The following is a 25,510-nucleotide window of genomic DNA, read 5'->3' as shown; positions in this document are numbered from 1 at the left end:
GAGAATAGTCGCCTGCTGACAGGAGTCCCTATGCGCCGTTTGCTTTTTTCACTGTTGATGTTCTGTGTATTGCCCGCTTGGGCAGACGGCCACGACCAGCTGTACAAGGTCGCCGGTTGGCCAGAACAACGCGCGCATTTCAACGACGCTCTCTCGGCCGCTCAGCAGCGGTATCAGAACAGCCTGCCACCCGCCGTTTTCCAAGCGCTGGTGAATAACAGTAATCAGCGCTTTGCCCCCCAGGCCGTCGACCAGCGCGCCGAAGCGCAATTGCGCAAGACCCTCGCCGATCCGAAACCTGCGCTGACATTCTTTCAGTCACCCTTGGGCAAGAAAATCGTGGCCGCCGAATTGCTCGCGACCCGTCGTGATCAATTGGCAAAAAACGCCAAGGGTTTGCCCAAGATCCAGGCTAGCGACAGTCGCATGCTGATCATCGGCCATCTGGCCCAGGCCCTGCCCGCTCGCGAAGCTGGCGCTGAAGTCAGCCTGGCGATTGCCGGCGTCGCGGCCGACAGCCTCAGTTCGATGATCCCCGGCCTGCTCGGCAGTGGTCAGGCTCAAGGCATGTTGAATGGTCAGCGTCAGCGCTTGATGGACCAGATCGGCAACGACCTGAACAACACGCTGCTGTATGTCTATCGCGACCTGTCGGACGAGGAACTGGAAGAGTTCGCGACCTTCGCCGAGTCCACCGAGGGCAAGGCTTATTACCAGGCAGCATTGGCGGCGATTCGCGCGGGACTGGCGGTGGGGCAGGACACTTCAACGCTTCGCCAGTAACTTTTAGTGCCTGCGCTAAAAATTCCGCCCCTTGATCCGCTTCGTCAAAAACCCGAAATACTCCCGCCGCAACGCCAGCGTCTCATTCGCCAGGTGATGCCGCGCCTCAGGCAACATCAGCACCTGCGGCCGATCGAACTTGCCCCGCAACACTTCAAGGTTATGCTCCCAATCCACGGTCATGTCTGCCTGCCCCTGCACAATCAGCGGTCGCCGCATGCTGTACGGTGCGGCTTCGATGCGTTTGATCCAGCGCGCCAACGCACCGACCCAGGCGGTCGGCAAACGGAGCGGCTGCAACGGGTCAGCTTGCAGAAAGGGCAAAAAATCCGGGTCGTTGGAGTTCTCGCTGAAGCGCCGGGCGATGGCTTTGACGAAAGGCTTGAGCAGGTAATAGCTGAGTTTTGACCACCCCCAGGCTCGTGGCCTCACCAGTGGCGACAGCAAGATGACCTGGCCTTGCGCCGGACTGCTGGCGCCCTGATTGAGCACATGATCAATCACGATCGCGCCGCCCGTGCTTTGCCCGAACAGGTGCCACGGCTGCGGCAGATCGAGGGATTGCGCCTCGGCGAACAATTTTTGCAGCGTGTCCTGATACTCGGCGAAATCCTTGATGCTGGCCCGTTCGCCACTGGACAGCCCGTGTCCCGGCAGGTCGCAGGCAATCACCGCAAAATTCTGATCCAGCGCCCACTCGATCACATGCCGGTAAAGCCCGGTGTGATCGTAAAAACCGTGGAACAAAAACAGCGTCGCCTTCGCCCGCTCGGGCCACCAGACCTGGCTGACCACTTCATAACCATCGACCGCGAAACGCCCAAGGCCACTGCGCACGTCACGTCCCGCAAAATCCAGCCCGTAGAAACGCTGGTAAGCCAGCGCTTCCAACGACAGCGGCTGCCAGTCGGCCAGCGGCCGCAAGCTGGCACGCAGATGATCGGGGTCGAAAGTGGCAGACATGAGCAATTCCAGAACGCGAAACGGACTTTATGGGCCTGCGATATTCATCTGTTGGGGCAAGCATGGCAAGCTAGCGCACCTTCGAGGACTGAAATCCATGCGCTCGCCCTACCGCGCCACACTGCTTGCCAGCCTGCTCACCCTCGCGTGTGCCGGCGTGCTGTGGGCTGCCTACGACTGGTTTCAGGGCCGCTACCTGCGAGCGTTCAGCGAGCACACCGCGGTGTTCTCCGGCGACCCGCTGCGCCTGCCCGACAACCTCGCCGGCCCCGGCGCCATCCGTCTCGTGCACTTCTGGGACCCGGCCTGCCCGTGCAACGTCGGTAACCAACAACACTTGAGCGAACTGGTTGAGCACTATGCACCGCAAGGCGTGGAGTTTTATGCGGTACAAAAGCCTGGCAGCCACGGCCAGTTGCCGAGCACCTTAAGCAGCCTTAAAAGCATCGTCGTCCTGCCCGGCTCCGAACAAATCCCCGCGAGCCCGGCCGTGGCGATCTGGGATCGCAGCGGCAAACTGGCGTATTTCGGCCCGTACAGCGAAGGCCTGACCTGCAATTCCAGTAACAGCTTTATCGAACCGATTCTGCAAGCGTTGAACGAAGGCCGCACGGTGAATGCCACGCACACACTGGCCGTGGGTTGTTACTGTCCGTGGCCCGTCGAAGCAGTGAAGTAAGGCCGGCAGGAGACGCGAATCCCTCCTAAGTGCGATGGCCACATCGGCAAGCCGTGTTAAACAGTGGCGCCAGGGAACTGCTGCCACTCATAACAACAAGGAACCACCATGAAACGTAGCCTGACCGTTCTTGCCCTGCTGATTGTTGCGCTCGCCGCAGGTGCAGGTTGGTACGTCTACAGCAAGCAGCCGTCACGCCAGGGCATGGTGGAACTGCAACACCTGCAAGGTTCGGTCACCGTGCGCTATGACGAGCGCGGCATCCCGCACATCCGCGCCGAGAACGAAACCGACTTGTATCGCGCCCTCGGGTACGTGCACGCCCAGGACCGGCTGTTTCAGATGGAAGTCCTGCGCCGCCTCGCCCGCGGCGAGCTGGCCGAGGTACTGGGCCCGAAACTGCTCGACACCGACAAGCTGATGCGCAGCCTGCGCATTCGCGAACGCGCCGACACCTACTTGGCGAACATGGACAAACAGTCGCCGGCCTTTATCGCCATGCAAGCCTATCTGGATGGCATCAACCAGTATCAGGACAGCCATCCAAAACCTGCGGAGTTCGATGTACTGGGCATTCCCAAACGCCCGTTCACCGCACAGGACACCATCAGCATCGCCGGTTACATGGCCTACAGTTTTGCCGCAGCGTTTCGCACCGAACCGTTGCTGACCTACGTGCGCGATCAGTTGGGCGCCAACTACCTGAACGTCTTCGATCTCGACTGGCAGCCCAAGGGCGTGCTGGCGAAAAACCGCAGCGCTGCCATGCCACCCCTCGCCAGTACCGACTGGAAAGACCTCAACGCCCTCGCCCGTCTCAGCGAACAGGCACTGGCCGACAACGGCTTGCCGCAGTTCGAGGGCAGCAACGCCTGGGCCGTCTCCGGCAGCCGGACCAAAAGCGGCAAACCGCTGTTGGCCGGCGACCCGCATATCCGTTTTTCCGCGCCGTCGGTGTGGTATGAAGCGCAGCTCTCGGCACCGGGTTTTGAGCTCTACGGCCACTATCAGGCGTTGATGCCGTTCGCCTCTCTCGGGATGAACCTCGACTTCGGCTGGAGCATCACCATGTTCCAGAACGACGACCTGGACCTGATCGCCGAGAAGGTCAATCCGGACAATCCCAATCAAGTCTGGTATCGCGGCAAGTGGGTGGACATGGTAACCAGCGAACAGCAGATCGCGGTCAAGGGCCAGGCACCGGTGATACTGGTGCTGCGCCAGTCGCCCCACGGTCCGATCGTCAACGATGCGCTGGGCAGCGGCGTCGGTAAAACGCCGATCGCCATGTGGTGGGGTTTTCTCGAAAGCCAGAATCCGATCCTTGAGGGCTTCTATCAGCTCAACCGCGCCGACACCCTGGCCAAGGCGCGCAGTGCCTGCGCAAAGATCCAGGCGCCGGGCCTGAACATCGTCTGGGCCAACGCCAAGGGCGACATCGGCTGGTGGGCGGCGGCGCAATTGCCTAAACGTCCGGCGGGTGTGCGTCCGGGGTTCATCCTCGATGGCAGTACCGCCGACGCGGACAAGGAAGGTTTTTACCCGTTCAGCGCCAACCCACAGGAAGAGAACCCGGCACGCGGTTACATCGTCTCGGCCAACTTCCAGCCGGTGTCGCCGACCGGCATGGAGATTCCCGGTTACTACAACCTGGCCGATCGAGGTCAGCAGCTCAATCGCCAGCTCAGCGACAAGACTATCAAGTGGGATCTGGACGCCAGCCAGAAGCTGCAACTGGGCACCACCACCGCTTACGGCCCGCGCTTGCTCGCGCCGTTGTTGCCCTTACTGCGTGAAGTGGTGAGCGATCCCGCCGAACTCAAACTGGTTGAGCAATTGGCCCAATGGAAAGGCGACTACCCGCTCGAATCCACCAGCGCCACGCTGTTCAACCAGTTCCTGTTCAACTTGGCTGACGCGACGATGCGCGATGAGCTGGGCAATGACTTTTTCGAGACGTTACTGTCGACCCGGGTGATTGATTCCGCACTGCCTCGCCTGGCCGCGACTGCCGATTCGCCGTGGTGGGACAACCGCAACACCCTCGGCAAGGAAACCCGCGCAGATACGGTCAAGGTTGCGTGGCAGGCGAGCATTGCTCATCTCAAAACCACCCTCGGCGCCGATTTCGCGCAATGGCAGTGGGGCAAGGCGCACACGCTGACCCATGGCCATCCGCTGGGGCAGCAAAAGCCGCTGGACCGGATCTTCAACGTCGGCCCGTTCGCAGCCCCCGGCACCCATGAAGTACCGAACAACCTTTCGGCCAAAATCGGCCCGGCGCCGTGGCCAGTGACGTACGGCCCGTCGACCCGCCGCCTGATCGACTTCGCCGACCCGGCCCACAGCCTGACCGTCAACCCGGTCGGCCAAAGTGGCGTGCCGTTCGACAGCCACTATGACGATCAGGCTGAGGCGTACATCGAAGGGATCTACTACCAGGCGCATCTCAATGACGAAGAAGTCACGGCCAACACGCGCAGTACGTTGAAGCTGTTGCCGGCGCGTGCGGCTCAATAGATTTCCGCTGGCTGGGATGCCGCCATCGCGAGCCGGACACAGCAAAACCGTGTTGACGGAAAAGCTCAGGGCGTGAAGAGGCCCTGCCAGCCAACAAAAATCCCTGCTCAAACCATCGCCGCAAAGTTCAACCTGAATTGCTGCGGCGTCACGCCCAGCCTGCGGTTGAACACACTGCGCATGTGCTGGGCATCGCGAAATCCGCACTGATAGGCCACGGTCTTCAGTGGCGACTGGGTGCTTTCAAGCAGCACCCGCGCCGCGTCCACTCTGGCCCGCTCGACGAACTCCGCAGGGGTGATTTTCGCCTCTTTGGTAAACACCCTGGAAAAGTTGCGGGCACTCATGTTGGCGGCGTTGGCCAGGTCGGCAATCGTCAGGTCGCCCGTCAGGTTGGCCAACACGTAGAGCTGCGCCAACGCCACGGCAGAAGTGGGTTCGGCGTGTGGCGTGAGGAATGGGCTGAACTGTGACTGCCCGCCGGAGCGCTGAGTGAACACCACCAGTCGCTTTGCCACACTCAGCGCTACTTCCGGCCCGTGATCCCTGGCCAGCAAGTACAGCGACAGATCAATCCCCGCCGTGACACCCGCCGAGGTGTAGAGGTTGCCGTCCTCCACGTAAAGGCGATCAGCTTCGACCTGAGTCGACGGGCACAACTTTGCCAGCGCTGCGGCGTCGCCCCAGTGGGTGGTCACCGTTCGCCCTTCCAGCAACCCGGCCCGGGCAAGCATGAACGCGCCGTTGCAGATCGAGCCAAAGCGTCGAGCCTGCGCGCAGGCATCGCGCAGCCAGGTATCGAATGCCGCACCAAAATCCATGAACGGCAACTGCGGCCCACCGGCCACCAGCAGCAAGTCATAGGCCTCCAGCGCATCGCTGAAATGCCGATGGGCATTGAGTGACAAACCGTTGGAACACGGCATCGCCCCACGCTCGACGCCGATCACCTCCAGTCGATAGTGATCTGGGGGCTCAAGGAAACGATTGGCTTCGCAAAACACATCCATGGGACCGGTGACGTCCAGAGACTGAACGCCGGCGAAGACCACGATGGCAACGGTTTTACTCATGGCAAGATTCGCCTTCCAGGTCTTGAAATGAAAGTCGGCCATCACACGCCCTGTAGCAGCTGCCGAGCCTGTGAGGCTGCGTTCGGCTGCGCAGCAGTCGTGAAATCAGGCACTGCGGTCTTTCAGGTGAATCGCGTGCGCAGGGTTTACGACTGCTTCGCAGCCGGACGCAGCCTCGCAGGCTCGGCAGCTGCTACAGGGCGTGCGTGCATCCAGGATTATCTGTTTCAACCCTAGCCAATCCGCGTTCAACAAGCGAGGTTGGCGCGATATGCATGCTCATTGGCCGGGATCGCAGCCATGGATCGATTGTCCGGTTTCGGGTGCGCGGACAGACTGAACCCATCAGCGCCGCCACGGCGTTTCCCATGAGGACAGCACCATGAGCAGCACCATCGCCGGTATCAAAATCCCCGACAGCGCGTTGGCCAAGGCCACCACCGAATATATTCGCGACGTCGAATCAGACCTGCTGTATCACCACTCGCGTCGGGTGTTTCTGTTCGGTGCCTTGAGCGGTGAACGCAAGCAACTGGCCTACAACCCCGAGATGCTATATGTCGGTGCGATGTTCCATGACTTGGGCTTGGTGGAAGGTCATCGCACTGAAGACGAGCGCTTCGAAGTCGATAGTGCCAACGCTGCCAAAGCGTTCCTGAAACCTTATGGTTTGTCGGATGACGATATCGAGCAAGTGTGGTTGTCGATTGCTCTGCACACCACACCGGGCGTGCCGCAACACCTGCGGCCAAACGTGGCGCTGGTGACTGCTGGCGTTGAAATGGATGTGTTGGGCATCGACTACGCCGCGTTCCCCAGCGCGCAACGCGAAGAAGTGGTGCATGCCCACCCGCGTGGCGAAGGGTTCAAAGAGTGCATCCTGTGTGCGTTTGCCAATGGCTTCAAACACAAGCCGGACACCACGTTTGGCACCGTGAACGCGGATGTGCTGGTCGACAGCGAGCCAGGCTTCAGGCCGATGAACTTCGTCGAGATCATCCGCAAGTCGCCTTGGGTGGCATAAGCAAAATGTGGGAGCGAGTTTGCTCCGGGCGGCGTTCCGACGATGAGGGCGTAACAGTCAAAATTGATGTTGACTGAAACTCCGCTATCGTCGGAACGCCGCCCGGACCAAGCTCGCTCCCACATTGAATCTGGGTTGGCCACACATTTGTAGCCAACCTTTAAGCCGCTTCTGGAGCCTGGGCGCGACGCACGTCCGGTTGTTTCCAGGAGTCGGCAGCGCCTTCTTCGATCGCCTGCTGAATCGCACGTTTGCGACTTTCTTCGGCACGACGGCTGAAGAACCAGACCAGGAATGTCATGATCGATACCGCCAACAGAATCAGACTGGCCACGGCGTTGATCTCGGGTTTCACCCCCAGACGCACCGCCGAGAACACTTCCATCGGCAAGGTCGTGGAACCAGGACCGGACACGAAACTCGCCAGCACCAGGTCATCCAGCGACAGGGCAAACGACATCATGCCGCCTGCGCCCAACGATGGCGCGATCATGGGGATGGTGATCAGGAAGAACACCTTCCACGGCCGCGCACCGAGGTCCATGGCGGCTTCTTCGATGGACAAGTCCAGTTCACGCAAGCGCGCCGAGACCACCACCGCCACATACGCTGCACAGAACGTGGTGTGGGCGATCCAGATGGTGATGATGCCGCGTTCCTGTGGCCAACCGATCATCTGCGCCATCGCCACGAACAGCAGCAACAGCGACAGACCGGTGATCACTTCGGGCATCACCAGCGGCGCGGTCACCAGGCCACCGAACAGCGTGCGACCCTTGAAGTGGGTGATACGGGTCAGGACGAACGCGGCCAATGTACCCAGTGCCACCGCCGCCACCGCCGTGTAGCAGGCGATTTCCAGCGAGCGCACCACCGAGCCCATCAGTTGGGTGTTGTCCATCAAGCCGACGTACCACTTGATCGACCAGCCGCCCCACACCGTCACCAGTTTCGAGGCGTTGAACGAGTAGATCACCAGGATCAGCATCGGCGCGTAGATGAACAGCAAACCCGCAACCAGCATGAAACTTGAGAAACGGAAGCGCTTCATTCTTTACCCTCCATTTCCTTGGCCTGACTGCGGTTGAACAGGATGATCGGCACAATCAGGATCGCCAGCATCACCACCGCCAGGGCAGACGCCACCGGCCAGTCACGGTTGTTGAAGAACTCTTGCCAGAGCACTTTACCGATCATCAGGGTTTCCGGACCGCCGAGCAGTTCAGGGATCACGAACTCGCCTACCACCGGGATGAACACCAGCATGCAGCCCGCGACGATGCCGTTCTTGGACAGCGGAATGGTGATTTTCCAGAAACTGTTGAAGGTGCTCGAACCCAGGTCCGATGCGGCTTCCAGCAGACTGGCATCGTGCTTCACCAGGTTGGCGTAGAGCGGCAGGATCATGAACGGCAGGTACGAATACACCACGCCGATGTACACGGCGAGGTTGGTGTTGAGGATCTGCAGCGGCTCATTGATCCAGCCCATGCTCATCAGGAAACCATTGAGCAGACCGTTGTTGCTGAGGATGCCCATCCACGCGTAAACGCGGATCAGGATCGCGGTCCAGGTCGGCATCATGATCAGCAGCACGAGTACTGTTTGCAGCTCTTTCCGCGCACTGGCAATGGCGTAGGCCATCGGGTAGCCGATCAGCAAACAGAGGACGGTGCTGATCAACGCCATCTTCAACGAGCCGAGGTAGGCGGCGATGTACAACTCGTCACCGGCCAGCATCGCGTAGTTGCTCAGGTTAAGCAGCAACTGCACCTTTTGGTCGAGGTAGCTGTAGATCTCGGTGTACGGCGGGATGGCCACGTCGGCTTCGGCGAAGCTGATCTTCAGAACGATGAAGAACGGCAACATGAAGAACATGAACAGCCAGATGAACGGAACCCCGATGACCAGCTGACGGCCACCGGGAATTATTCGACTGAGTCGGCGTTTGAATTTGCGTATGTTCATGAGCGAAGTACCACGCCGCTGTCGTCTTCCCAATACACGTAAACCTGGTCACCCCAGGTTGGGCGCTGGCCACGGCGCTCGGCGTTGGCGACGAAAGACTGGACGATCTTGCCGCTCGGCAGTTCGACGTAGAACACCGAGTGGCCACCGAGGTAGGCGATGTCGTGCACCTTGCCGCTGGACCAGTTGTATTCGCAGGTCGGCATGGTCGGCGTCACCAGCAGTTTTTCCGGACGGATCGCGTAGGTCACGGATTTGTCCTGAACCGACGTGCTGATGCCGTGGCCCACGTAAATCTGACGGTCCAGGTCCTTGCAGGTGATGGTCGCGTGGCCTTCGGCGTCGTCGATCACTTCACCGTCGAAGATGTTGACGTTGCCGATGAACTCGCAGACCAGACGGCTGGTCGGGGTTTCGTAGATGTCGATCGGGCTGCCGATCTGTGCGATCCAGCCCAGGTGCATGATCGCGATGCGCTCGGCCATGGTCATGGCCTCTTCCTGGTCGTGGGTGACCATGACGCAGGTTACGCCGACCCGCTCGATGATCTCGACAAGTTCAAGCTGCATTTGCGAACGCAGCTTCTTGTCCAGAGCACCCATCGGTTCGTCGAGCAGCAACAGCTTCGGCCGCTTGGCCAGGGAACGTGCCAGGGCCACACGCTGACGTTGGCCACCGGACAACTGATGCGGCTTGCGCTTGGCGTACTGCGTCATCTGAACCAGCTTGAGCATGTCGGCTACGCGCGCATCGACTTCAGCGGCGGGGATTTTGTCCTGCTTGAGGCCGAAGGCGATGTTCTGCGCCACGGTCATGTGCGGGAACAAGGCGTAGGACTGGAACATCATGTTGATCGGCCGCTCGTACGGCGGCATGTCAGTGATGTCTACGCCATCGAGGAAAATGCGCCCCTCCGTGGGCCGTTCGAAGCCTGCGAGCATGCGCAGCAACGTGGATTTGCCCGATCCCGAACCGCCGAGCAGGGCGAAAATCTCGCCTTTCTTGATTTCCAGGGACACATCGTCCACGGCAATCGTCTCGTCGAACTTCTTCGTGACCCGGTCGATTTTGACCAACACCTGTTTAGGTGATTGGTCGCCCTCGAGGGCTTTCTTATAGGCGCCGGAGGCAACTGCCATTTACGAAACTCCCAACAAAATTTGCAGTTCGCCCGAGGCGAGCGAACCTTGGATAGTTTGAGCCTTGATGCTATTTACCCGACTTGACCTTGGTCCAGCTGCGGGTCATCAAACGTTGAATGTTTGGTGGTAACTCGACAGACACGTAAGTCTGGTCGAGTACGGCTTGCGGTGGATAAACCGACTCGTCCGTGCGGATGGATTGCTCCATCAATTTGTCCGAGCCAGGGTTGGGGTTCGCGTAGCCAACCGAATCGCTGACCTGTGCAATCACTTCAGGCTTGAGCAAATAGTTGATGAAGGCGTGGGCTTCCTTGACGTTGGTTGCATCCTTGGGGATCGCCAGCATGTCGAACCAGAGCGCGCCGCCCTCTTTCGGAATCGAGTAGGCGATGTTCATGCCTTTGCCGGCTTCAGCCGCGCGGGCCTTGGCCTGGAACATATCGCCGGAAAAGCCGATTGCCACGCAGATATCGCCATTGGCCAGGTCCGCTATGTATTTGGACGAGTGGAAATAGGTCACATAAGGCCGCACCGCCAGTAACTTGGCTTCGGCCTTTTTGTAGTCTGCGGGGTTGGTGCTGTTGGCGTTCAGGCCCATGTAGTTGAGGACCGCGGGCATCATTTCATCGGCGGAGTCGAGGAACGCCACGCCACAGCTGTGCAGTTTCTTGATGTTTTCCGGCTCGAACACCACATCCCAGGAATCGATCTTGTCGAGGCCCAGCACAGCCTTGACCTTGTCGACGTTGTAACCGATGCCGTTGGTGCCCCACAAATACGGCACGGCGTACAGGTTACCCGGATCGTTTTGCTCAAGGCGCTTGAGCAGCACAGGGTCGAGGTTGGCATAGTTGGTCAGTTGTTTCTTGTCGAGCTTCTGGAAAGCACCCGCCTTGATCTGCTTGCCAAGGAAGTGGTTGGACGGCACGACCACGTCATAACCGGTACGCCCGGCCAGCAACTTGCCTTCCAGGGTTTCGTTAGAATCGAAAACGTCATAAACCGGTTTGATGCCGGTCTCTTTCTGGAAGTCGGCCAGGGTCGTCGAACCGATGTAGTCCGACCAGTTATAAATATGCACAGTGCCAGCGGCCTGGACACTAACGGCAAGCGTCAGTCCGGCGCCGACCAGCAGTGCATTGCGCAACAAAGAAAAAATAGGCACATGAAGGTCCTCTAAAATTAGTTGGGCCCAAGTTGCCCCGCGTTACATGACCGCCACGGCTGCCTGGCAACAAAACCGGCGCGCAACTTACCCTCGAAAAACCGTTCCAGCAAACTTTATGAAGATCCCTGTAGCAGCTGCCGCAGGCTGCGTTAAGGTCCGAAGGACCTTCCCGCGTTTTCAACAGCACAACTGCTTCGCCGTTGGACGCAGCCTGCGGCAGCTGCTACAGGGTTTTACTTCTTATTTACCGGATTTGATCTTGGTCCAACTGCGAGTCAGGATTCGCTGGGTGGCGGCCGGCAAGTCGGCAATCGCGTACAGCTTGGCCAGCACGTCCGCTGGCGGGTAGATGCCTGGGTCGGCAGTGATATCTTTATCAACCAACGGGGTGGCAGCCGCGTTACCGTTCGGGAAGCGTACGGCGTTGGTGATTTCAGCCATGATTTCCGGCTTTTGCAGGAAGGTCATGAACTTGTAGGCGCCTTCGACGTTTTCGGCATCTTTAGGGATGGCGACCATGTCGTAGAAGCTGCCTGCACCTTCTTTCGGAATGTTGTAGCTGACTTTGACCTTGTCACCGGCTTCAGCGGCGCGGGTCTTGGCCTGGTAAATGTCACCCGAGTAGCCGATAGCCACGCAGATGTTGCCGTTCGCCAGGTCGGAGATGTACTTGGACGAATGGAAGTAGCCGATCGAAGGACGAACCTTCAGGAACAGCGCTTCGGCTTCGGCCAGTTGTTTTTTGTCCTGGCTGTCGGTTGGATAGCCCAGGTAGTGCAACGCCACCGGAATCATCTCGGTTGGCGAATCGAGGACACTGATACCGCACGACTTCAACTTGGCGGCGTTTTCAGGTTTGAAGATCAGGTCCCAGGAATTGGTAGGCGCATCGGCACCCAGTGCAGCCTTGACCTTCTCGGCGTTGAAGCCGATACCGATCGAACCCCACATGTACGGGAAAGCGTGTTCGTTGCCCGGGTCGCTCACCGATACCGCTTTGAGCAGGTCTTTATTCAGGTTGTCCCAGTTAGGCAGCTTGGACTTGTCGAGCTTCTGGTAAACCCCAGCCTTGATCTGCTTGGCCAGGAAGTTGTTCGACGGTACGACGATGTCGTAGCCGGACTTGCCTGCCAGCAACTTGGCTTCCAATGTTTCGTTACTGTCGAATACGTCGTAAACAACCTTGATCCCCGACTCGGCTTCGAATTTCTTGACGGTATCCGGTGCGATGTAATCGGACCAGTTGTACACGTGAAGAACTTTATCGTCCGCCTGAACTGCGCCCGCCATCACGCCCATCAGGGACATGGCGAGGAGGGTCTTGCCAGTTATCTTCATACCTAATGCCTTCATGGGTAATGCTCCAATTTTTCTTTTTAACCACGTGTTCAGCGGCCTTTCCTGGGCATCTGAAACAACCGGTAGTCTGGCAAGATCCAAGGCAGGCTTTCAAGGAAAGACCTATCCTTCGTTTGCTCTGAGCGAAATGCGAACTTCACACCCCGCTCAGAGCCTAGCACTTAGCCCTGCAATGCACTCAGGGTCAGGTCCAGGCACTTGCGTGCCTTGGTCACCAACTCATCGATTTCAGCCGGTGTAATCACCAGTGGCGGAGCGATGATCATGGTGTCGCCGACGGCGCGCATGATCAGGCCGTTTTCGAAGCAGAACGTGCGGCAAATCATGCCGGCGCCCTTGCCTTCGTAACGCTTGCGAGTGGCCTTGTCCTGCACCAGCTCGATCGCCCCCAGCAGACCCACCCCGCGCACTTCGCCCACCAACGGATGATCGTTCAGTTCCCGTAGACGCTTTTGCAAATAGGGTGCCGTTTCTGCATGAACGCGCTCGATAATTTTTTCTTCGCGCAGGATGCGGATGTTCTCCAGTGCCACCGCAGCGGCCACCGGGTGTCCGGAATAGGTGAAACCGTGGTTGAAATCGCCGCCTTCATTGAGCACCGCAACCACTTCGTCACGCACAATCAAGCCACCCATAGGGATGTAGCCGGACGTCAGGCCTTTGGCGATGGTCATCATGTCGGGTCTGAGGTCGTAGAAATCGCTACCGAACCACTCACCGGTACGGCCGAAACCACAGATCACTTCGTCAGCCACGAACAGGATGTCGTACTTGGCGAGGATTTCCTTGATGCGCGGCCAGTAGGTGTCTGGCGGAATGATCACGCCGCCGGCGCCCTGGATCGGCTCGGCAATAAACGCACCGACGTTGTCCACGCCGACTTCCAGAATCTTCTCTTCCAGCTGATTGGCCGCCCAGATACCGAACTCTTCCGGTGTCATCTCGCCGCCTTCAGCGAACCAGTACGGCTGCGCGATGTGGACGATGCCCGGGATCGGCAAGTCGCCTTGTTCGTGCATGTACGTCATGCCACCCAGGCTCGCGCCGGCCACGGTGGAACCGTGATAACCGTTCTTGCGGCTGATGATGACTTTCTTCTTCGGCTGGCCTTTGATCGCCCAATAGTGACGAACCATACGCAGCATGGTGTCGTTGCCTTCAGAGCCGGAACCGGTGAAGAACACATGGTTCATGCCTTGTGGCGCGATGTCGGAGATGGCCTTGGCCAGTTCTAGCACCGGCGGGTGAGCCGTCTGGAAGAACAGGTTGTAGTAAGGCAGTTCGCGCATTTGTTTGCTGGCGGCATCGGCCAGTTCATCGCGACCGTAACCGATGGCTACGCACCACAGGCCGGCCATGCCGTCGAGGATCTTGTTGCCTTCGCTGTCCCAGAGGTAAACGCCTTTGGCGTTGGTGATGATCCGTGGGCCTTTCTCTTTCAGCTGCTTGAAATCGCTGAACGGGGCCAGGTGGTGATCATTGCTCAGGGTTTGCCATTCACGGGTTTGCGGGTTGTTGCTGGTCATGCGAATTCTCCTAAGATTTTAGTGAAAGGCGCGGCAAATTCCAGCCGCGCCCGGCGCATCAGACGGCGAAGAGCAGGAATTCCCGCTCCCACGAACTGATCACGCGCTTGAAGTTTTCATGCTCGGCCCGCTTGACCGCGACGTAGCCAGTGATGAATTTTTTGCCCAGGTACTTCCCGATAGTCGCGCTGTGTTCCATGCGTTCCAGCGCGTCTTCGATGGTCAGTGGCAGGCGCAGGTTGCGGCGTTCATAGCCACGGCCCACCACCGGCGCACTCGGGTTCAGGCCTTCGACCATGCCGATGTAACCGCAGAGCAGGCTCGCGGCAATCGCCAGGTACGGGTTGGCATCGGCGCCCGGCAGGCGGTTTTCCACCCGACGGTTTTGCGGCCCGGCATCCGGAACCCGCAGGCCCACGGTACGGTTCTCTTCGCCCCACTCCACGTTCACCGGTGCCGAAGTGTCCGGCAGGAAGCGGCGGAACGAGTTGACGTTCGGCGCGAACAGCGGCAACAGCTCGGGGATCAATTTCTGCAAACCACCGATGTGATTCAGGAACAACTGGCTCATGGTCCCGTCTTCATTGGAGAAGACGTTCTTGCCGGTCTCGATGTCGATGATGCTCTGGTGCAAGTGCATCGCACTGCCCGGCTCGCCGGTCATGGGTTTGGCCATGAAAGTGGCTGCCACGTTGTGCTTGAGCGCGGCTTCGCGCATGGTGCGTTTGAACACCAGGATCTGGTCGGCCAGGGACAGGGCATCGCCGTGACGGAAGTTGATTTCCATCTGCGCCGTGCCGTCCTCGTGGATCAGCGTGTCGAGGTCCAGCTCCTGCAATTCGCACCAGTCGTAGACGTCTTCGAACAATGGATCGAATTCGTTTGCCGCTTCAATCGAGAAGGACTGGCGACCAGTTTCCGGGCGACCGGAACGGCCAACCGGCGGTTGCAGCGGGAAGTCCGGGTCTTCGCAGCGTTTGGTCAGGTAGAACTCCATTTCTGGCGCCACGATCGGCTGCCAGCCCTTGTCGGCATAGAGTTTCAGCACCTTTTTGAGCACGTTGCGCGGCGACAGCTCGATCGGGTTGCCTTGCTTGTCGTAGGTGTCGTGGATCACCTGAGCGGTGGGCTCGATGGCCCAGGGCACAAGGAATACCGCGTTCTGGTCGGGACGGCAGATCATGTCGATGTCGGCCGGGTCGAGCAGTTCGTAATAGATGTCGTCTTCGACATAGTCGCCGGTCACGGTCTGCAACAGAACGCTCTCGGGCAGGCGCATGCCTTTTTCGGCAATGAACTTGTTGGTCGGCGAAATCTTGCCCCGGGTGATCCCGGTCAAGTCGGCGATCATGCATTCGACTTCTGTGATCTTGTGGTCTTTCAACCAATCGGTGAGCTGGTCGAGGTTGTTACTCATAAATGCCTCTTAGGCTTGGTTTCCTGACTCTTATAAGTCAGGCGTTGTTTGACGCATCGGCGTCGCGTTGTAATGCGCGCTTACGGCAGGCATCGCCAAATGCCTGGAAGATCGCAAGGTAATCCGGGTTTGAGCTTACCTGCCATTCGGGATGCCATTGCACTCCTAAAGCAAAACCCTTGCCCTGCGGGACTGAGACTGCCTCGATCAACCCGTCGGGAGCCAAGGCCTCGACGCAAAGGCCCGGCGCCAGACGTTCAACGCCCTGACCATGAATCGAATTGACCTGTATCTCGCTCGCCAGGCCCAGACCTGCAAGCACACCACCCGGTTGAATGTGCACCGGGTGACTTGGCGCATACTGTCCTTCAAGCGGTAGGCTATCGTCTTCACGGTGATCCATGAATGGACCGGCTTCGTGAACTTTTTGATGCAGGCTACCGCCGAACGCCACATTCATTTCCTGGAAGCCGCGACAAATACCGAGCACGGGAATGCCGGCCTCGACTGCGGCGCGGATCAACGGGAGGGTGGTGGCATCGCGTGCAGAATCATGAGCAGTGCCCGGCGCACTGGCTAGGCCGCTATAGTGAAACGGTTCTATATTGGAAGGAGAGCCTGTAAAGAGGATGCCATCCAAACCGTCCAGAATATCGGACGGTGCTAGCAAATCAGCCAGGGACGGAAGAATCACCGGCAGCCCCTTGGCCGCTGAGGCCACGGCGCGGACGTACTTGTCGCCACTGATGTGATAAGCATGCAGACCGATCTGCTTAGAGCAGGCGGTGACGCCGATTAACGGCAGGCGAGACATGAAGCACCCCGGTATTATTGGTGTTATGGGTTTGAATCGAGCTTAGCCTTGTTCATTTTTTTACACAACACCCCCGTAAAAAATACAACACGGCAAGCTCAAGCCCGCAGGCGCTAAAGCGCTCAAAGACATAAAAACGCCCCAAAGTGCCTCAAAAAAGCCCAACGGGTGCTTTTTTAGGGCAAAAAAGGCCTCGCTTGACTTCGGCATGCCGTTCGGGTTGACTGGAATCCGAAGAGATCAATGATTGATATTTTTAACAACAAAGGTGTTGCATCATGTCGGTACCCCCGCGTGCCGTTCAGCTTAACGAAGCGAACGCGTTCCTTAAGGAACATCCTGAGGTTCTGTACGTTGACCTTCTGATTGCGGATATGAATGGTGTGGTGCGCGGAAAGCGCATTGAACGCACCAGCCTCCACAAGGTTTACGAGAAAGGCATCAACCTGCCGGCCTCTCTATTTGCTCTGGATATCAATGGCTCGACGGTGGAAAGCACCGGCCTGGGTCTGGACATCGGCGATGCTGACCGAATCTGCTATCCAATCCCTGACACCCTGTGCAACGAGCCTTGGCAGAAGCGCCCTACCGCGCAACTGTTAATGACCATGCACGAACTTGAAGGTGAACCTTTCTTCGCGGATCCCCGTGAAGTTCTACGTCAAGTTGTTTCCAAGTTCGACGAGATGGGTCTGACCATCTGCGCCGCGTTCGAACTGGAGTTCTACCTGATCGACCAGGAGAACGTGAACGGTCGCCCACAACCGCCTCGCTCGCCTATCTCCGGCAAACGCCCGCATTCGACACAGGTTTACCTGATCGACGACCTCGACGAATACGTCGACTGCCTCCAGGACATTCTGGAAGGTGCGAAAGAGCAAGGCATCCCTGCCGACGCGATCGTCAAAGAAAGTGCCCCGGCGCAGTTCGAAGTGAACCTGCACCACGTTGCCGACCCGATCAAGGCCTGCGACTACGCGGTCCTGCTCAAGCGTCTGATCAAAAACATCGCCTACGACCATGAAATGGACACCACCTTCATGGCCAAGCCTTACCCGGGCCAGGCGGGCAACGGTCTGCATGTCCATATCTCGATTCTTGATAAAGATGGCAAAAACATTTTTGCCAGTGAGGATCCCGAGCAGAACGCCGCACTGCGTCACGCGATCGGCGGTGTGCTCGAGACCCTACCGGCGCAGATGGCTTTCCTATGCCCGAACGTCAACTCCTACCGTCGTTTCGGCGCACAGTTCTACGTGCCGAATGCACCGTGCTGGGGCTTGGACAACCGTACTGTTGCGGTACGGGTGCCGACTGGTTCCGCCGACGCGGTCCGTCTGGAACACCGCGTTGCCGGCGCCGATGCCAACCCGTACCTGCTGATGGCTTCGGTCCTGGCAGGCGTGCACCACGGCCTGACCAACAAGATCGAGCCCGGCGCACCCGTGGAAGGCAACTCCTACGAGCAGAACGAGCAAAGCCTGCCGAACAACCTGCGCGATGCATTGCGTGAGCTGGACGACAGCGAAGTCATGGCCAAGTACATCGATCCGAAATACATCGATATCTTCGTCGCATGTAAAGAGAGCGAGCTGGAGGAGTTCGAACACTCCATCTCCGACCTCGAGTACAACTGGTACCTGCATACCGTGTAAGCGGTTGCAGTAAAAACAACGCCGCAGGCCTCACAGCTTGCGGCGTTTTTTTATGGATTCATTAAGTAGGACCGCGGTGGATTCATCGTCGGAACGCCGCCCGGAGCAAGCTCGCTCCCACAGGGGATTTCCTGCGTACGCGAAATCGGTGTTTCACATCGATCAAATGTGGGAGTGAGCTTGGTCTGGGCGGCATTCCGACGATGGCGGTCGGGAAGACAACATAGATGCCTGCTCGTACAATGCCCGCTGCCCCGCAGGAGACTTCAATGACCCGACTCGCCACCCCACGCAAACCCCGCGCCCGCAGCCAGGCCCGGATCGATTCGATACTCGATGCCGCCCGCACGCTGCTGGCTGCCGAGGGCGTGGCCAGCCTGTCGATCTACAGCGTCGCCGAACGCGCGGAGATCCCGCCCTCCTCCGTCTACCACTTCTTCGCCAGCGTCCCGGCGCTGCTCGAAGCCCTGACGGCCGACGTCCACGCTGCGTTCCGTGCCTGCCTGCAAGCCCCCATCGACCATCACGCCCTCAACGGCTGGCGCGATCTGTCGCGACTGGTGGAACAACGCATGCTCGCGATCTACAGCGAAGACGCCGCCGCCCGCCAGCTCATTCTTGCCCAGCACGGGCTGACGGAAGTTACCCAGGCCGACCGTCAGCACGACATCGAACTCGGCGACCTGATGCACAAACTCTTCGACCACCACTTCGAGCTGCCGAGACTGCCGACAGACGTTGATGTGTTTGCGTTGGCCATGGAGCTCGGCGACCGCGTCTATGCGCGCTCGGTGCAACAACACGGACAGATCACCCCACGCATGGCCGAAGAAGGCATGCGGGTATTCGATGCCTATCTGGGCCTGTATTTGCCGCCCTACCTGTCCAAGCGCAACGCATAACGCAACGAGGTGTTCATGGCGAACGTTCCAGACAACTACCTTGGCGTGTGGCAACGACGCCTGATCAAATTCCAGTCGGGGCGCGTCGACAGCGAAACAGCCGTGTACTGGCTGCAAACCCCGCGTTTGTTTGCCGACCTGCGCATCCCGCCTACCCCGCTTCCGGCCTTGCCGCTGGAACAACTGAATCACGCTGACTTGCTGACCCTGAGCGAGCAAAAAGGCTTCGCCGGCGTAACCCAGGTCAACGGCGACATTTGCCAGTGGCATCGCAAACTCGACTATCAGCCCGTCAGCACCGAAGAAGACATCGGGCGCATGCATTTCGAAACCAGCGAACGCCTGATCGAAACCGCCCTGGACGATGACTACTACGAGATCTGGGAACGACTGCCGGACTCTCGCGGCACCTGTCGCGGTCAGTGGTTGCAGGCGGTCGATGATCCGACGCGCGTTGCTTGCCTGGTGCTGGCCGGTGACTACTTTCTGTTCGCCGCCAGCCGTGCCGTTGCGCTGAATCCCGGCGGCCATTTGCGTGAACACATCGATGCGGCAACCGCACCGCAACAGCTTGCCTGCGAACTCTCTTTTGGTCGTCACCACGGCGGGCAAACGCCGTGGCACATCGACTACTCCACACTGCCCAGGCAGGTCGGCCAACCACTGTTGTCGGCTGACATCGATCCACACGCCAGCGAGCTATTCAGCGACCCTCGCCTGCTGTCTTCACTCGGCACCTATGCGCCCGTCGCCGGTTGGCGCTGCGCGCCCGAGCCATGAACACCGGCGCATAAAAAACCCCGAAGGGTTCAAACCCTTCGGGGTTGAGCGCAATGCACGCGCTTACAACTTGGCGATCGACACCTCAGTGGATTTCACAAACGCGATCACTTCGCTGCCGACCACCAGTTCCAGCTCCTTCACCGAGCGAGTGGTGATCACCGAGGTGACGATGCCGGAAGCGGTCTGTACGTCGATTTCGGACAAAACGTCGCCGAGCACGATTTCCTTGATGGAGCCTTTGAACTGGTTACGAACGTTGATGGCTTTGATCGTCATGATGTTGATTCCTGTCGTTGGATAAGGCTTGAGTTATTGAGCCCAGCGCAATTGCGTAGGCAATGGTGAAACAGGTTCCGGTGCCGGTGGTTCGCCGGGCAACGCCAGCACGCGATTGAGGACTTCGGTTTCCAGCGCCGCCAGTCGATGGGAGCCGCGAACCCGAGGGCGCGGCAGCTCAACGTGCAGGTCGAGGCCGACTTCGCCCTCTTCGATCAGGATCACCCGATCGGCAATCGCCACCGCTTCACTGACATCGTGGGTGACCAGCAGCACGGTGAAACCGTGCTTCTGCCAGAGCCGTTCGATCAGTTGCTGCATTTCAATTCGGGTCAGTGCATCCAGCGCACCCAGCGGTTCGTCCAGCAACAGCAAACGCGGTTGATGGATCAGCGCGCGAGCCAGGGCCACGCGTTGCTTCTGCCCACCGGACAAGGCCGCTGGCCATTCATTGGCGCGGTCGGCCAGGCCAACCGCCTCCAACGCTTCCAGCGCTTGCGGACGCCAGTTGCCCTTGAGCCCGAGGCCGACGTTGTCGATGACCTTTTTCCAGGGCAGTAAACGCGCTTCCTGGAACATCAATCGGGTGTCTTCCAGCGCCTCACTGAGCGGCGCAGAACCCGCGAGCAATTCGCCGCCCGTAGGTTTGTCGAGACCGGCGAGCAAGCGCAGCAAGGTACTTTTGCCGCAACCGCTACGACCGACCACGGCGACAAACTGACCGGCAGGGATGTGCAGATCGATCTCGCGCAACACCTGCCGCGAGCCAAAGGTTTTTTGCAGTTTGCGCACCGCCAGCGGAATTCCGCGCAGCAGGCGTGGAGGTTGTTGAGCCGTCATGCCGCACCTCCTTTAACAACCTGATAGGCCGGGTGCCAGCGCAGCCACACGCGTTCTAGTCCACGGGCCGCGAGGTCGGCGAGTTTGCCGAGCACGGCGTACAAAAGAATCGCCAATACCACCACGTCGGTCTGCAAGAACTCCCGGGCATTCATCGCCAGGTAGCCGATGCCGGAGCTGGCGGAAATGGTCTCTGCGACGATCAACGTCAGCCACATGAAGCCCAGCGCGAAACGCACGCCGACCAGAATCGAAGGCAGCGCACCCGGCAGGATCACCTGTCGGAACAGGCTGAAACCGGACAAGCCATAACTGCGGGACATTTCCACCAGCGCCGGATCGACGTTACGGATGCCGTGATAAGTGTTGAGGTAGATCGGGAACAACGTGCCCAACGCCACCAGGAAAATCTTCGCCGACTCATCGATGCCGAACCACAGGATCACCAGCGGAATCAGCGCCAGGTGCGGCACGTTGCGGATCATCTGCACCGAGCTGTCGAGCAGGCGTTCGCCCCATTTCGACAGGCCAGTGATGAAACCCAGGGTCAGACCGATGCTGCCGCCGATGGTGAAGCCCAGCGCCGCGCGCCAGCCGCTGATCGCCAGGTGCGTCCAGATTTCACCGCTGCGCACCAGGCTGACGCCGGCTTCGATGACGGCGATTGGCGCCGGCAGAATCCGTGTCGACAACCAGCCCGCCGACACCGACAACTGCCACACCGCCAGCAGCAACACCGGCAACGCCCAGGGCGCAAGGTTATGGAGAAGTTTCTTCATGGCGCGCCTCAGCTCTGCGACGCGGCTTTGGGAAGAATGTCGTTGGCGACCATCTCACCAAACGGGCTGACGTAACCGGCGCTTTTCGGCAATTCCGGACGCTCGATATCGAGGTGCGGGAACAGCAATTCGGCGACGCGATACGACTCTTCCAGGTGTGGGTAACCGGAGAAGATGAACGTGTCGATGCCCAGGTCCGCGTATTCCTTCACGCGAGCGGCCACGGTCGGACCATCGCCCACTAATGCTGTACCGGCCCCGCCGCGCACCAGGCCGACACCGGCCCACAGGTTGGGGCTGACTTCCAGGTTGTCACGGCTGCCGCCATGCAGCGCGGCCATGCGTTGCTGACCAACGGAATCGAAGCGCGCCAGCGAGGCTTGGGCACGGGAGATGGTTTCGTCGTCCAGATGAGAGATCAACCGATCCGCCGCTTGCAAGGCTTCGGCATTGGTTTCACGAACGATCACATGCAAACGAATGCCGAAGCGAACGGTACGACCGAGCTTTGCGGCTTTAGCGCGTACTTGTTCGATCTTCTCGGCAACGGCGGCCGGTGGTTCGCCCCAGGTCAGGACCATTTCGACCTGCTCTGCCGCGAGGTCTTGCGCCGCTTCCGAAGAACCGCCGAAGTACAGTGGCGGACGCGGTTGCTGGATCGGCGGGTAGAGCAATTTGGCGCCCTTCACGCTGATGTGCTGACCGTCGTAATCGACGGTTTCGCCTTCCAGCAGGCGGCGCCAGATGCGGGTGAATTCCACCGAGGCTTGATAGCGCTCTTCGTGAGTCAGGAACAAACCGTCGCCGGCCAGCTCTTCCGGATCACCGCCGGTTACCAGATTGAACAACGCACGACCGCCGGACAGGCGATCCAGCGTCGCGGCCTGACGAGCTGCCACCGTCGGGGAAATGATCCCGGGGCGCAGGGCGACGAGGAATTTCAAACGCTGGGTCACCGGGATCAGCGACGCGGCCACCAGCCACGAATCTTCGCAAGAGCGACCCGTAGGAATCAGCACCCCGCCGAAGCCCAGACGATCCGCCGCTTGCGCGACTTGTTGCAGATAACCGTGGTCGACGGCGCGAGCGCCTTCAGCGGTGCCAAGGTAATGGCCGTCGCCGTGGGTAGGCAGGAACCAGAAAATATTGAGGCTCATGGAGTGGTCTCCTTAGGGATTCGAATTACTGAGCTTTGGCAACGGCCGCCGGTGGCGTCCAGATCACGTCTTTGATGCTCAGCGGCTTTGGAATCAGCTTGAGCTGGTAGAAGCTGTCGGCGATTTTCTGTTGCGCGGCGACCACTTCAGGCGTGAGGAACAACGCGCCGTAGCCTTGGCGTTTCATCGAGGTCAGGGTGATGTCCGCCGGCAGGCCGAGCAGTGGCGAGACTTGTTTGGTCACGTCTTCGGGATTGGCCTTGGACCATTCGCCGACCGCGCGCACTTCTTCCACGAGGGTCTTGATCACCTCGGGATTTTTCTGCGCATAGGGCTTGGCCGCGAGGTAGAACTGATGGTTGTCGACGATGCCTTGGCCATCACGCAGGGTGCGTGCCTGCAACTGTTGTTCAGCGGCGGCCTGGTACGGGTCCCAGATCACCCAGGCATCAACGCTGCCACGTTCGAACGCAGCGCGGGCATCGGCCGGCGGCAGGAATACGGTCTGGATGTCGGTGTATTTGAGGCCGGCGTCTTCCAGTGCGCGGACCAACAGGTAGTGAACGTTGGAGCCTTTGTTCAGGACGACTTTCTTGCCCTTGAGGTCCTGCACCGATTTGATCGCCGAGTCCTTCGGCACCAGGATCGCTTCGCTGTGCGGCGCTGGCGGTTCGTAGGCGACGTAGAGCAGATCGGCACCGGCTGCTTGAGCGAATACCGGTGGGGTTTCACCCGTAACACCGAAGTCGATGGAACCGACGTTCAGCCCTTCGAGCAGTTGCGGGCCGCCGGGGAATTCAGTCCATTGAACGTCCACGCCTTGGGCGGCGAGGCGTTTTTCCAGGGTGCCTTTGGCTTTGAGCAGCACCAGGGTGCCGTACTTTTGATAACCGATTCGCAGGACGCCTTCATGGGAAGAAAGCGCTTGAGCTTGAGTAATGGCGCCGAAGGTTACAGCCGCAGCAAACAGAGCGACCAGACCACGACGCAAAATGACAGTGCGCATGGCGCTCTCCTTTTTGCAGTTGGGTTTTGGCTGCACCTGCTTGCCCGTTAGCGGGCGAGTAAGGCCAGTACATCAATTTCAGGTGTGGCTTAAGTGCTGGCTTAAATGCTCCAGCGAGCACTCAACAAACGTTCATTCAACAGGTTCGGATCGATCGGCTTGGGCCGCCTCGCCATGGCGCTGAAAAACAGCTCCAGTGATTCATTCAGTCGCTCTTCCAGCTCCGGCGCCAACTGCGCCTGGGTGCTGCCTTCGCCGTAAGCGATCTGGCTGTCCACGGCGAAAATCCCGTGGAGCATTTCCTGGGCTTTCAACGCCGACAGCACCGGCTTGAGCGCGTAATCCACCGCCAACATGTGAGCGATACTGCCGCCAGTGGCCATTGGCAAAACCACCTTGTGGGCCAGGGCACGCTCGGGCAGTAGGTCCAGCACGGTCTTCAAGGCGCCGGAGAACGATGCCTTGTACACCGGCGTCGCAATCAGCAGGCCATCGGCGTTTTCAATCTGCTGCAGCAGGTCGATCACCTTCGGGCTGTCGAAGCGTGCATGCAGCAAGTCTTCGGCCGGGAAGTCCCGTACCTGGTAACTCACCACTTCCACACCTTGCTCCTGCAACCAGCGTTGGGAGCGCTCCAGCAGCACCCCGGAACGGGAGCGTTGGCTGGGACTGCCACCGAGTGAGACGACCAGCATTCAGAGGATTCCTTGAACGGTGTTGGCGATTCGCGGTTTGCGATCTCGCTTTGATGGAAGTGACCTTAACAGGTGATTGTTATATCTATAAATCATATTTATTCATTTGGTTATGCAATTTAGAGCTATAAAAAATCAACTATTCCAGGCAAAAAAACAGGCCGTCGAAACGGCCTGAAATCCCCTGCTGCGATCTTTTGAACTTCAACGATTCGGTTGTGGCGTCAGACGCAGGTACGGTTTCACCGCGCGATAGCCCTTGGGAAAGCGTTTCTTGATTTCGTCTTCGTCCTTGAGCGACGGCACGATCACCACTTCATCACCGTCCTGCCAGTTGGCCGGGGTGGCCACCTTGTAGTTGTCGGTGAGTTGCAGCGAGTCGATCACTCGCAGAATTTCATGGAAGTTACGGCCGGTGCTCGCCGGGTAGGTGATGGTCAGCCGAACCTTTTTGTTCGGGTCGATCACGAACAGCGAACGCACGGTCAGGGTGTCGTTGGCGTTGGGATGGATCAGGTCGTAGAGGTCCGAGACCTTGCGGTCGGCGTCGGCAAGGATGGGGAAGTTGACGAGGGTGTTCTGGGTTTCGTTGATGTCTTCGATCCACTTGTGGTGCGAGTCCACCGGGTCCACGGACAGGGCAATGGCTTTCACACCACGTCGGGCAAACTCGTCCTTGAGCTTGGCGGTGAAGCCCAACTCGGTGGTGCACACCGGGGTGAAGTCCGCCGGATGGGAAAACAGCACACCCCAGCTATCGCCCAGCCATTCGTGGAAACGGAGAGTGCCGGCGCTGGAATCCTGTTCAAAGTCGGGGGCGATATCGCCCAGTCTGAGGCTCATGGTGCTGCTCCTGGTGAGTGCTTATTGAGGTCAACTGTGCCTGTCTTTCTTATTCATTAAAAAGAATAAATATCGATCTTTTTAGATCTTAAATGAATATTAAAAATGTGTTCACTGGACCTCGGCAACGGTCAGGAC

The 25,510-nt window shown here is 59.1% G+C and carries 24 protein-coding genes; 7 read left to right on the top strand and 17 right to left on the bottom strand.

Features of this window, described 5'->3' with window-relative positions; translation table 11 throughout:
* The first annotated feature begins 30 nt into the window (after positions 1-30).
* Complete coding sequence (locus MO767_RS04840; RefSeq protein WP_282479604.1) at positions 31-783, top strand: DUF2059 domain-containing protein; 753 nt, start codon at positions 31-33, stop codon at positions 781-783.
* Positions 784-798: 15 nt separating this feature from the next.
* Here the strand turns inward: MO767_RS04840 and MO767_RS04835 are convergent, their stop codons facing one another.
* A complete protein-coding gene (locus tag MO767_RS04835) occupies positions 799-1,746 on the bottom strand; it encodes an alpha/beta hydrolase (protein ID WP_282479603.1) in 948 nt (315 codons plus the stop codon).
* 97 nt (positions 1,747-1,843) lie between these two features.
* Here MO767_RS04835 and MO767_RS04830 point away from each other — a divergent pair, with 97 nt between their 5' ends.
* Both MO767_RS04830 and MO767_RS04825 read left to right on the top strand, forming a co-directional pair.
* Positions 1,844-2,425, top strand: coding sequence for a DUF6436 domain-containing protein (locus MO767_RS04830; RefSeq protein WP_282479602.1), 582 nt, complete (start codon positions 1,844-1,846; stop codon positions 2,423-2,425).
* 108 nt (positions 2,426-2,533) lie between these two features.
* The gene (locus MO767_RS04825) at positions 2,534-4,945 is read left to right on the top strand and encodes a penicillin acylase family protein (protein ID WP_282479601.1); all 2,412 of its coding nucleotides are present in this window, start codon (positions 2,534-2,536) and stop codon (positions 4,943-4,945) included.
* A 107-nt stretch (positions 4,946-5,052) separates the two neighbouring features.
* On the opposite strand, the gene MO767_RS04820 is transcribed toward MO767_RS04825, so the two are convergent.
* A complete protein-coding gene (locus MO767_RS04820; RefSeq protein ID WP_282479600.1) occupies positions 5,053-6,018 on the bottom strand; it encodes a GlxA family transcriptional regulator in 966 nt (321 codons plus the stop codon).
* A gap of 382 nt (positions 6,019-6,400) precedes the next feature.
* Here MO767_RS04820 and MO767_RS04815 point away from each other — a divergent pair, with 382 nt between their 5' ends.
* The gene (locus tag MO767_RS04815) at positions 6,401-7,042 is read left to right on the top strand and encodes an HD domain-containing protein (RefSeq protein WP_282479599.1); all 642 of its coding nucleotides are present in this window, start codon (positions 6,401-6,403) and stop codon (positions 7,040-7,042) included.
* Between the two features lie 160 nt (positions 7,043-7,202).
* Here the strand turns inward: MO767_RS04815 and MO767_RS04810 are convergent, their stop codons facing one another.
* The 8 genes from MO767_RS04810 to MO767_RS04775 all read right to left on the bottom strand — a co-directional run bounded on the left by MO767_RS04810 (position 7,203) and on the right by MO767_RS04775 (position 16,436).
* Positions 7,203-8,093, bottom strand: a complete 891-nt coding sequence (locus MO767_RS04810; protein WP_201184827.1) for an ABC transporter permease subunit — start codon at positions 8,091-8,093, stop codon at positions 7,203-7,205.
* Entirely contained in the window at positions 8,090-8,971 is an 882-nt protein-coding gene (locus tag MO767_RS04805; protein ID WP_282479622.1) for an ABC transporter permease subunit, read from the bottom strand. The genes MO767_RS04810 and MO767_RS04805 overlap by 4 nt, the downstream gene beginning before the upstream one ends.
* Positions 8,972-9,006: 35 nt before the next feature.
* On the bottom strand, positions 9,007-10,149 hold the full coding sequence (gene potA, locus MO767_RS04800) for a polyamine ABC transporter ATP-binding protein (protein WP_008150457.1): 1,143 nt from the start codon (positions 10,147-10,149) through the stop codon (positions 9,007-9,009).
* A 70-nt stretch (positions 10,150-10,219) separates the two neighbouring features.
* A complete protein-coding gene (locus MO767_RS04795) occupies positions 10,220-11,317 on the bottom strand; it encodes a polyamine ABC transporter substrate-binding protein (protein ID WP_282479598.1) in 1,098 nt (365 codons plus the stop codon).
* A gap of 243 nt (positions 11,318-11,560) precedes the next feature.
* Positions 11,561-12,658 (bottom strand): polyamine ABC transporter substrate-binding protein, encoded by a 1,098-nt coding sequence (locus MO767_RS04790; RefSeq protein ID WP_282479597.1) that lies wholly within the window; start codon positions 12,656-12,658, stop codon positions 11,561-11,563.
* Between the two features lie 182 nt (positions 12,659-12,840).
* Positions 12,841-14,205, bottom strand: a complete 1,365-nt coding sequence (locus MO767_RS04785) for an aspartate aminotransferase family protein (protein WP_046045153.1) — start codon at positions 14,203-14,205, stop codon at positions 12,841-12,843.
* A 58-nt stretch (positions 14,206-14,263) separates the two neighbouring features.
* Positions 14,264-15,622 (bottom strand): glutamine synthetase family protein, encoded by a 1,359-nt coding sequence (locus tag MO767_RS04780; protein ID WP_282479596.1) that lies wholly within the window; start codon positions 15,620-15,622, stop codon positions 14,264-14,266.
* A gap of 37 nt (positions 15,623-15,659) precedes the next feature.
* The gene (locus tag MO767_RS04775) at positions 15,660-16,436 is read right to left on the bottom strand and encodes a gamma-glutamyl-gamma-aminobutyrate hydrolase family protein (protein ID WP_282479595.1); all 777 of its coding nucleotides are present in this window, start codon (positions 16,434-16,436) and stop codon (positions 15,660-15,662) included.
* Between the two features lie 278 nt (positions 16,437-16,714).
* Here MO767_RS04775 and MO767_RS04770 point away from each other — a divergent pair, with 278 nt between their 5' ends.
* The 3 genes from MO767_RS04770 (at position 16,715) to MO767_RS04760 (ending at position 19,773) form a co-directional block, all read left to right on the top strand.
* The gene (locus tag MO767_RS04770; protein ID WP_282479594.1) at positions 16,715-18,091 is read left to right on the top strand and encodes a glutamine synthetase family protein; all 1,377 of its coding nucleotides are present in this window, start codon (positions 16,715-16,717) and stop codon (positions 18,089-18,091) included.
* A gap of 269 nt (positions 18,092-18,360) precedes the next feature.
* The gene (locus MO767_RS04765) at positions 18,361-18,993 is read left to right on the top strand and encodes a TetR/AcrR family transcriptional regulator (RefSeq protein ID WP_282479593.1); all 633 of its coding nucleotides are present in this window, start codon (positions 18,361-18,363) and stop codon (positions 18,991-18,993) included.
* 15 nt (positions 18,994-19,008) lie between these two features.
* Positions 19,009-19,773: a hypothetical protein gene (locus MO767_RS04760; protein ID WP_282479592.1), complete on the top strand. Its 765-nt coding sequence runs from the start codon at positions 19,009-19,011 to the stop codon at positions 19,771-19,773.
* Between the two features lie 63 nt (positions 19,774-19,836).
* On the opposite strand, the gene MO767_RS04755 is transcribed toward MO767_RS04760, so the two are convergent.
* From MO767_RS04755 to MO767_RS04725, 7 genes are all read right to left on the bottom strand, one after another.
* Positions 19,837-20,052 carry a TOBE domain-containing protein gene (locus tag MO767_RS04755; protein WP_003229256.1) on the bottom strand — a complete coding sequence of 72 codons (216 nt, stop codon included), beginning with the start codon at positions 20,050-20,052 and terminating at the stop codon, positions 19,837-19,839.
* A 33-nt stretch (positions 20,053-20,085) separates the two neighbouring features.
* Entirely contained in the window at positions 20,086-20,892 is an 807-nt protein-coding gene (gene ssuB / locus MO767_RS04750) for an aliphatic sulfonates ABC transporter ATP-binding protein (protein ID WP_282479591.1), read from the bottom strand.
* Complete coding sequence (gene ssuC, locus MO767_RS04745; protein ID WP_282479590.1) at positions 20,889-21,671, bottom strand: aliphatic sulfonate ABC transporter permease SsuC; 783 nt, start codon at positions 21,669-21,671, stop codon at positions 20,889-20,891. Before ssuC ends, ssuB begins: the two co-directional genes overlap by 4 nt.
* An 8-nt stretch (positions 21,672-21,679) precedes the next feature.
* Positions 21,680-22,828: an FMNH2-dependent alkanesulfonate monooxygenase gene (gene ssuD, locus MO767_RS04740; protein WP_282479589.1), complete on the bottom strand. Its 1,149-nt coding sequence runs from the start codon at positions 22,826-22,828 to the stop codon at positions 21,680-21,682.
* 25 nt (positions 22,829-22,853) lie between these two features.
* Positions 22,854-23,834: a sulfonate ABC transporter substrate-binding protein gene (locus MO767_RS04735; RefSeq protein ID WP_282479588.1), complete on the bottom strand. Its 981-nt coding sequence runs from the start codon at positions 23,832-23,834 to the stop codon at positions 22,854-22,856.
* Positions 23,835-23,935: 101 nt separating this feature from the next.
* Complete coding sequence (gene ssuE / locus MO767_RS04730) at positions 23,936-24,529, bottom strand: NADPH-dependent FMN reductase (RefSeq protein WP_282479587.1); 594 nt, start codon at positions 24,527-24,529, stop codon at positions 23,936-23,938.
* A 204-nt stretch (positions 24,530-24,733) separates the two neighbouring features.
* Positions 24,734-25,372 (bottom strand): peroxiredoxin, encoded by a 639-nt coding sequence (locus MO767_RS04725; RefSeq protein WP_282479586.1) that lies wholly within the window; start codon positions 25,370-25,372, stop codon positions 24,734-24,736.
* Between the last annotated feature and the right edge of the window lie 138 nt (positions 25,373-25,510).

It is taken from the genome of Pseudomonas sp. UYIF39, from assembly GCF_029963765.1.
GTDB lineage: Bacteria > Pseudomonadota > Gammaproteobacteria > Pseudomonadales > Pseudomonadaceae > Aquipseudomonas.
This window is presented reverse-complemented; position numbering and strand designations above follow the sequence as displayed.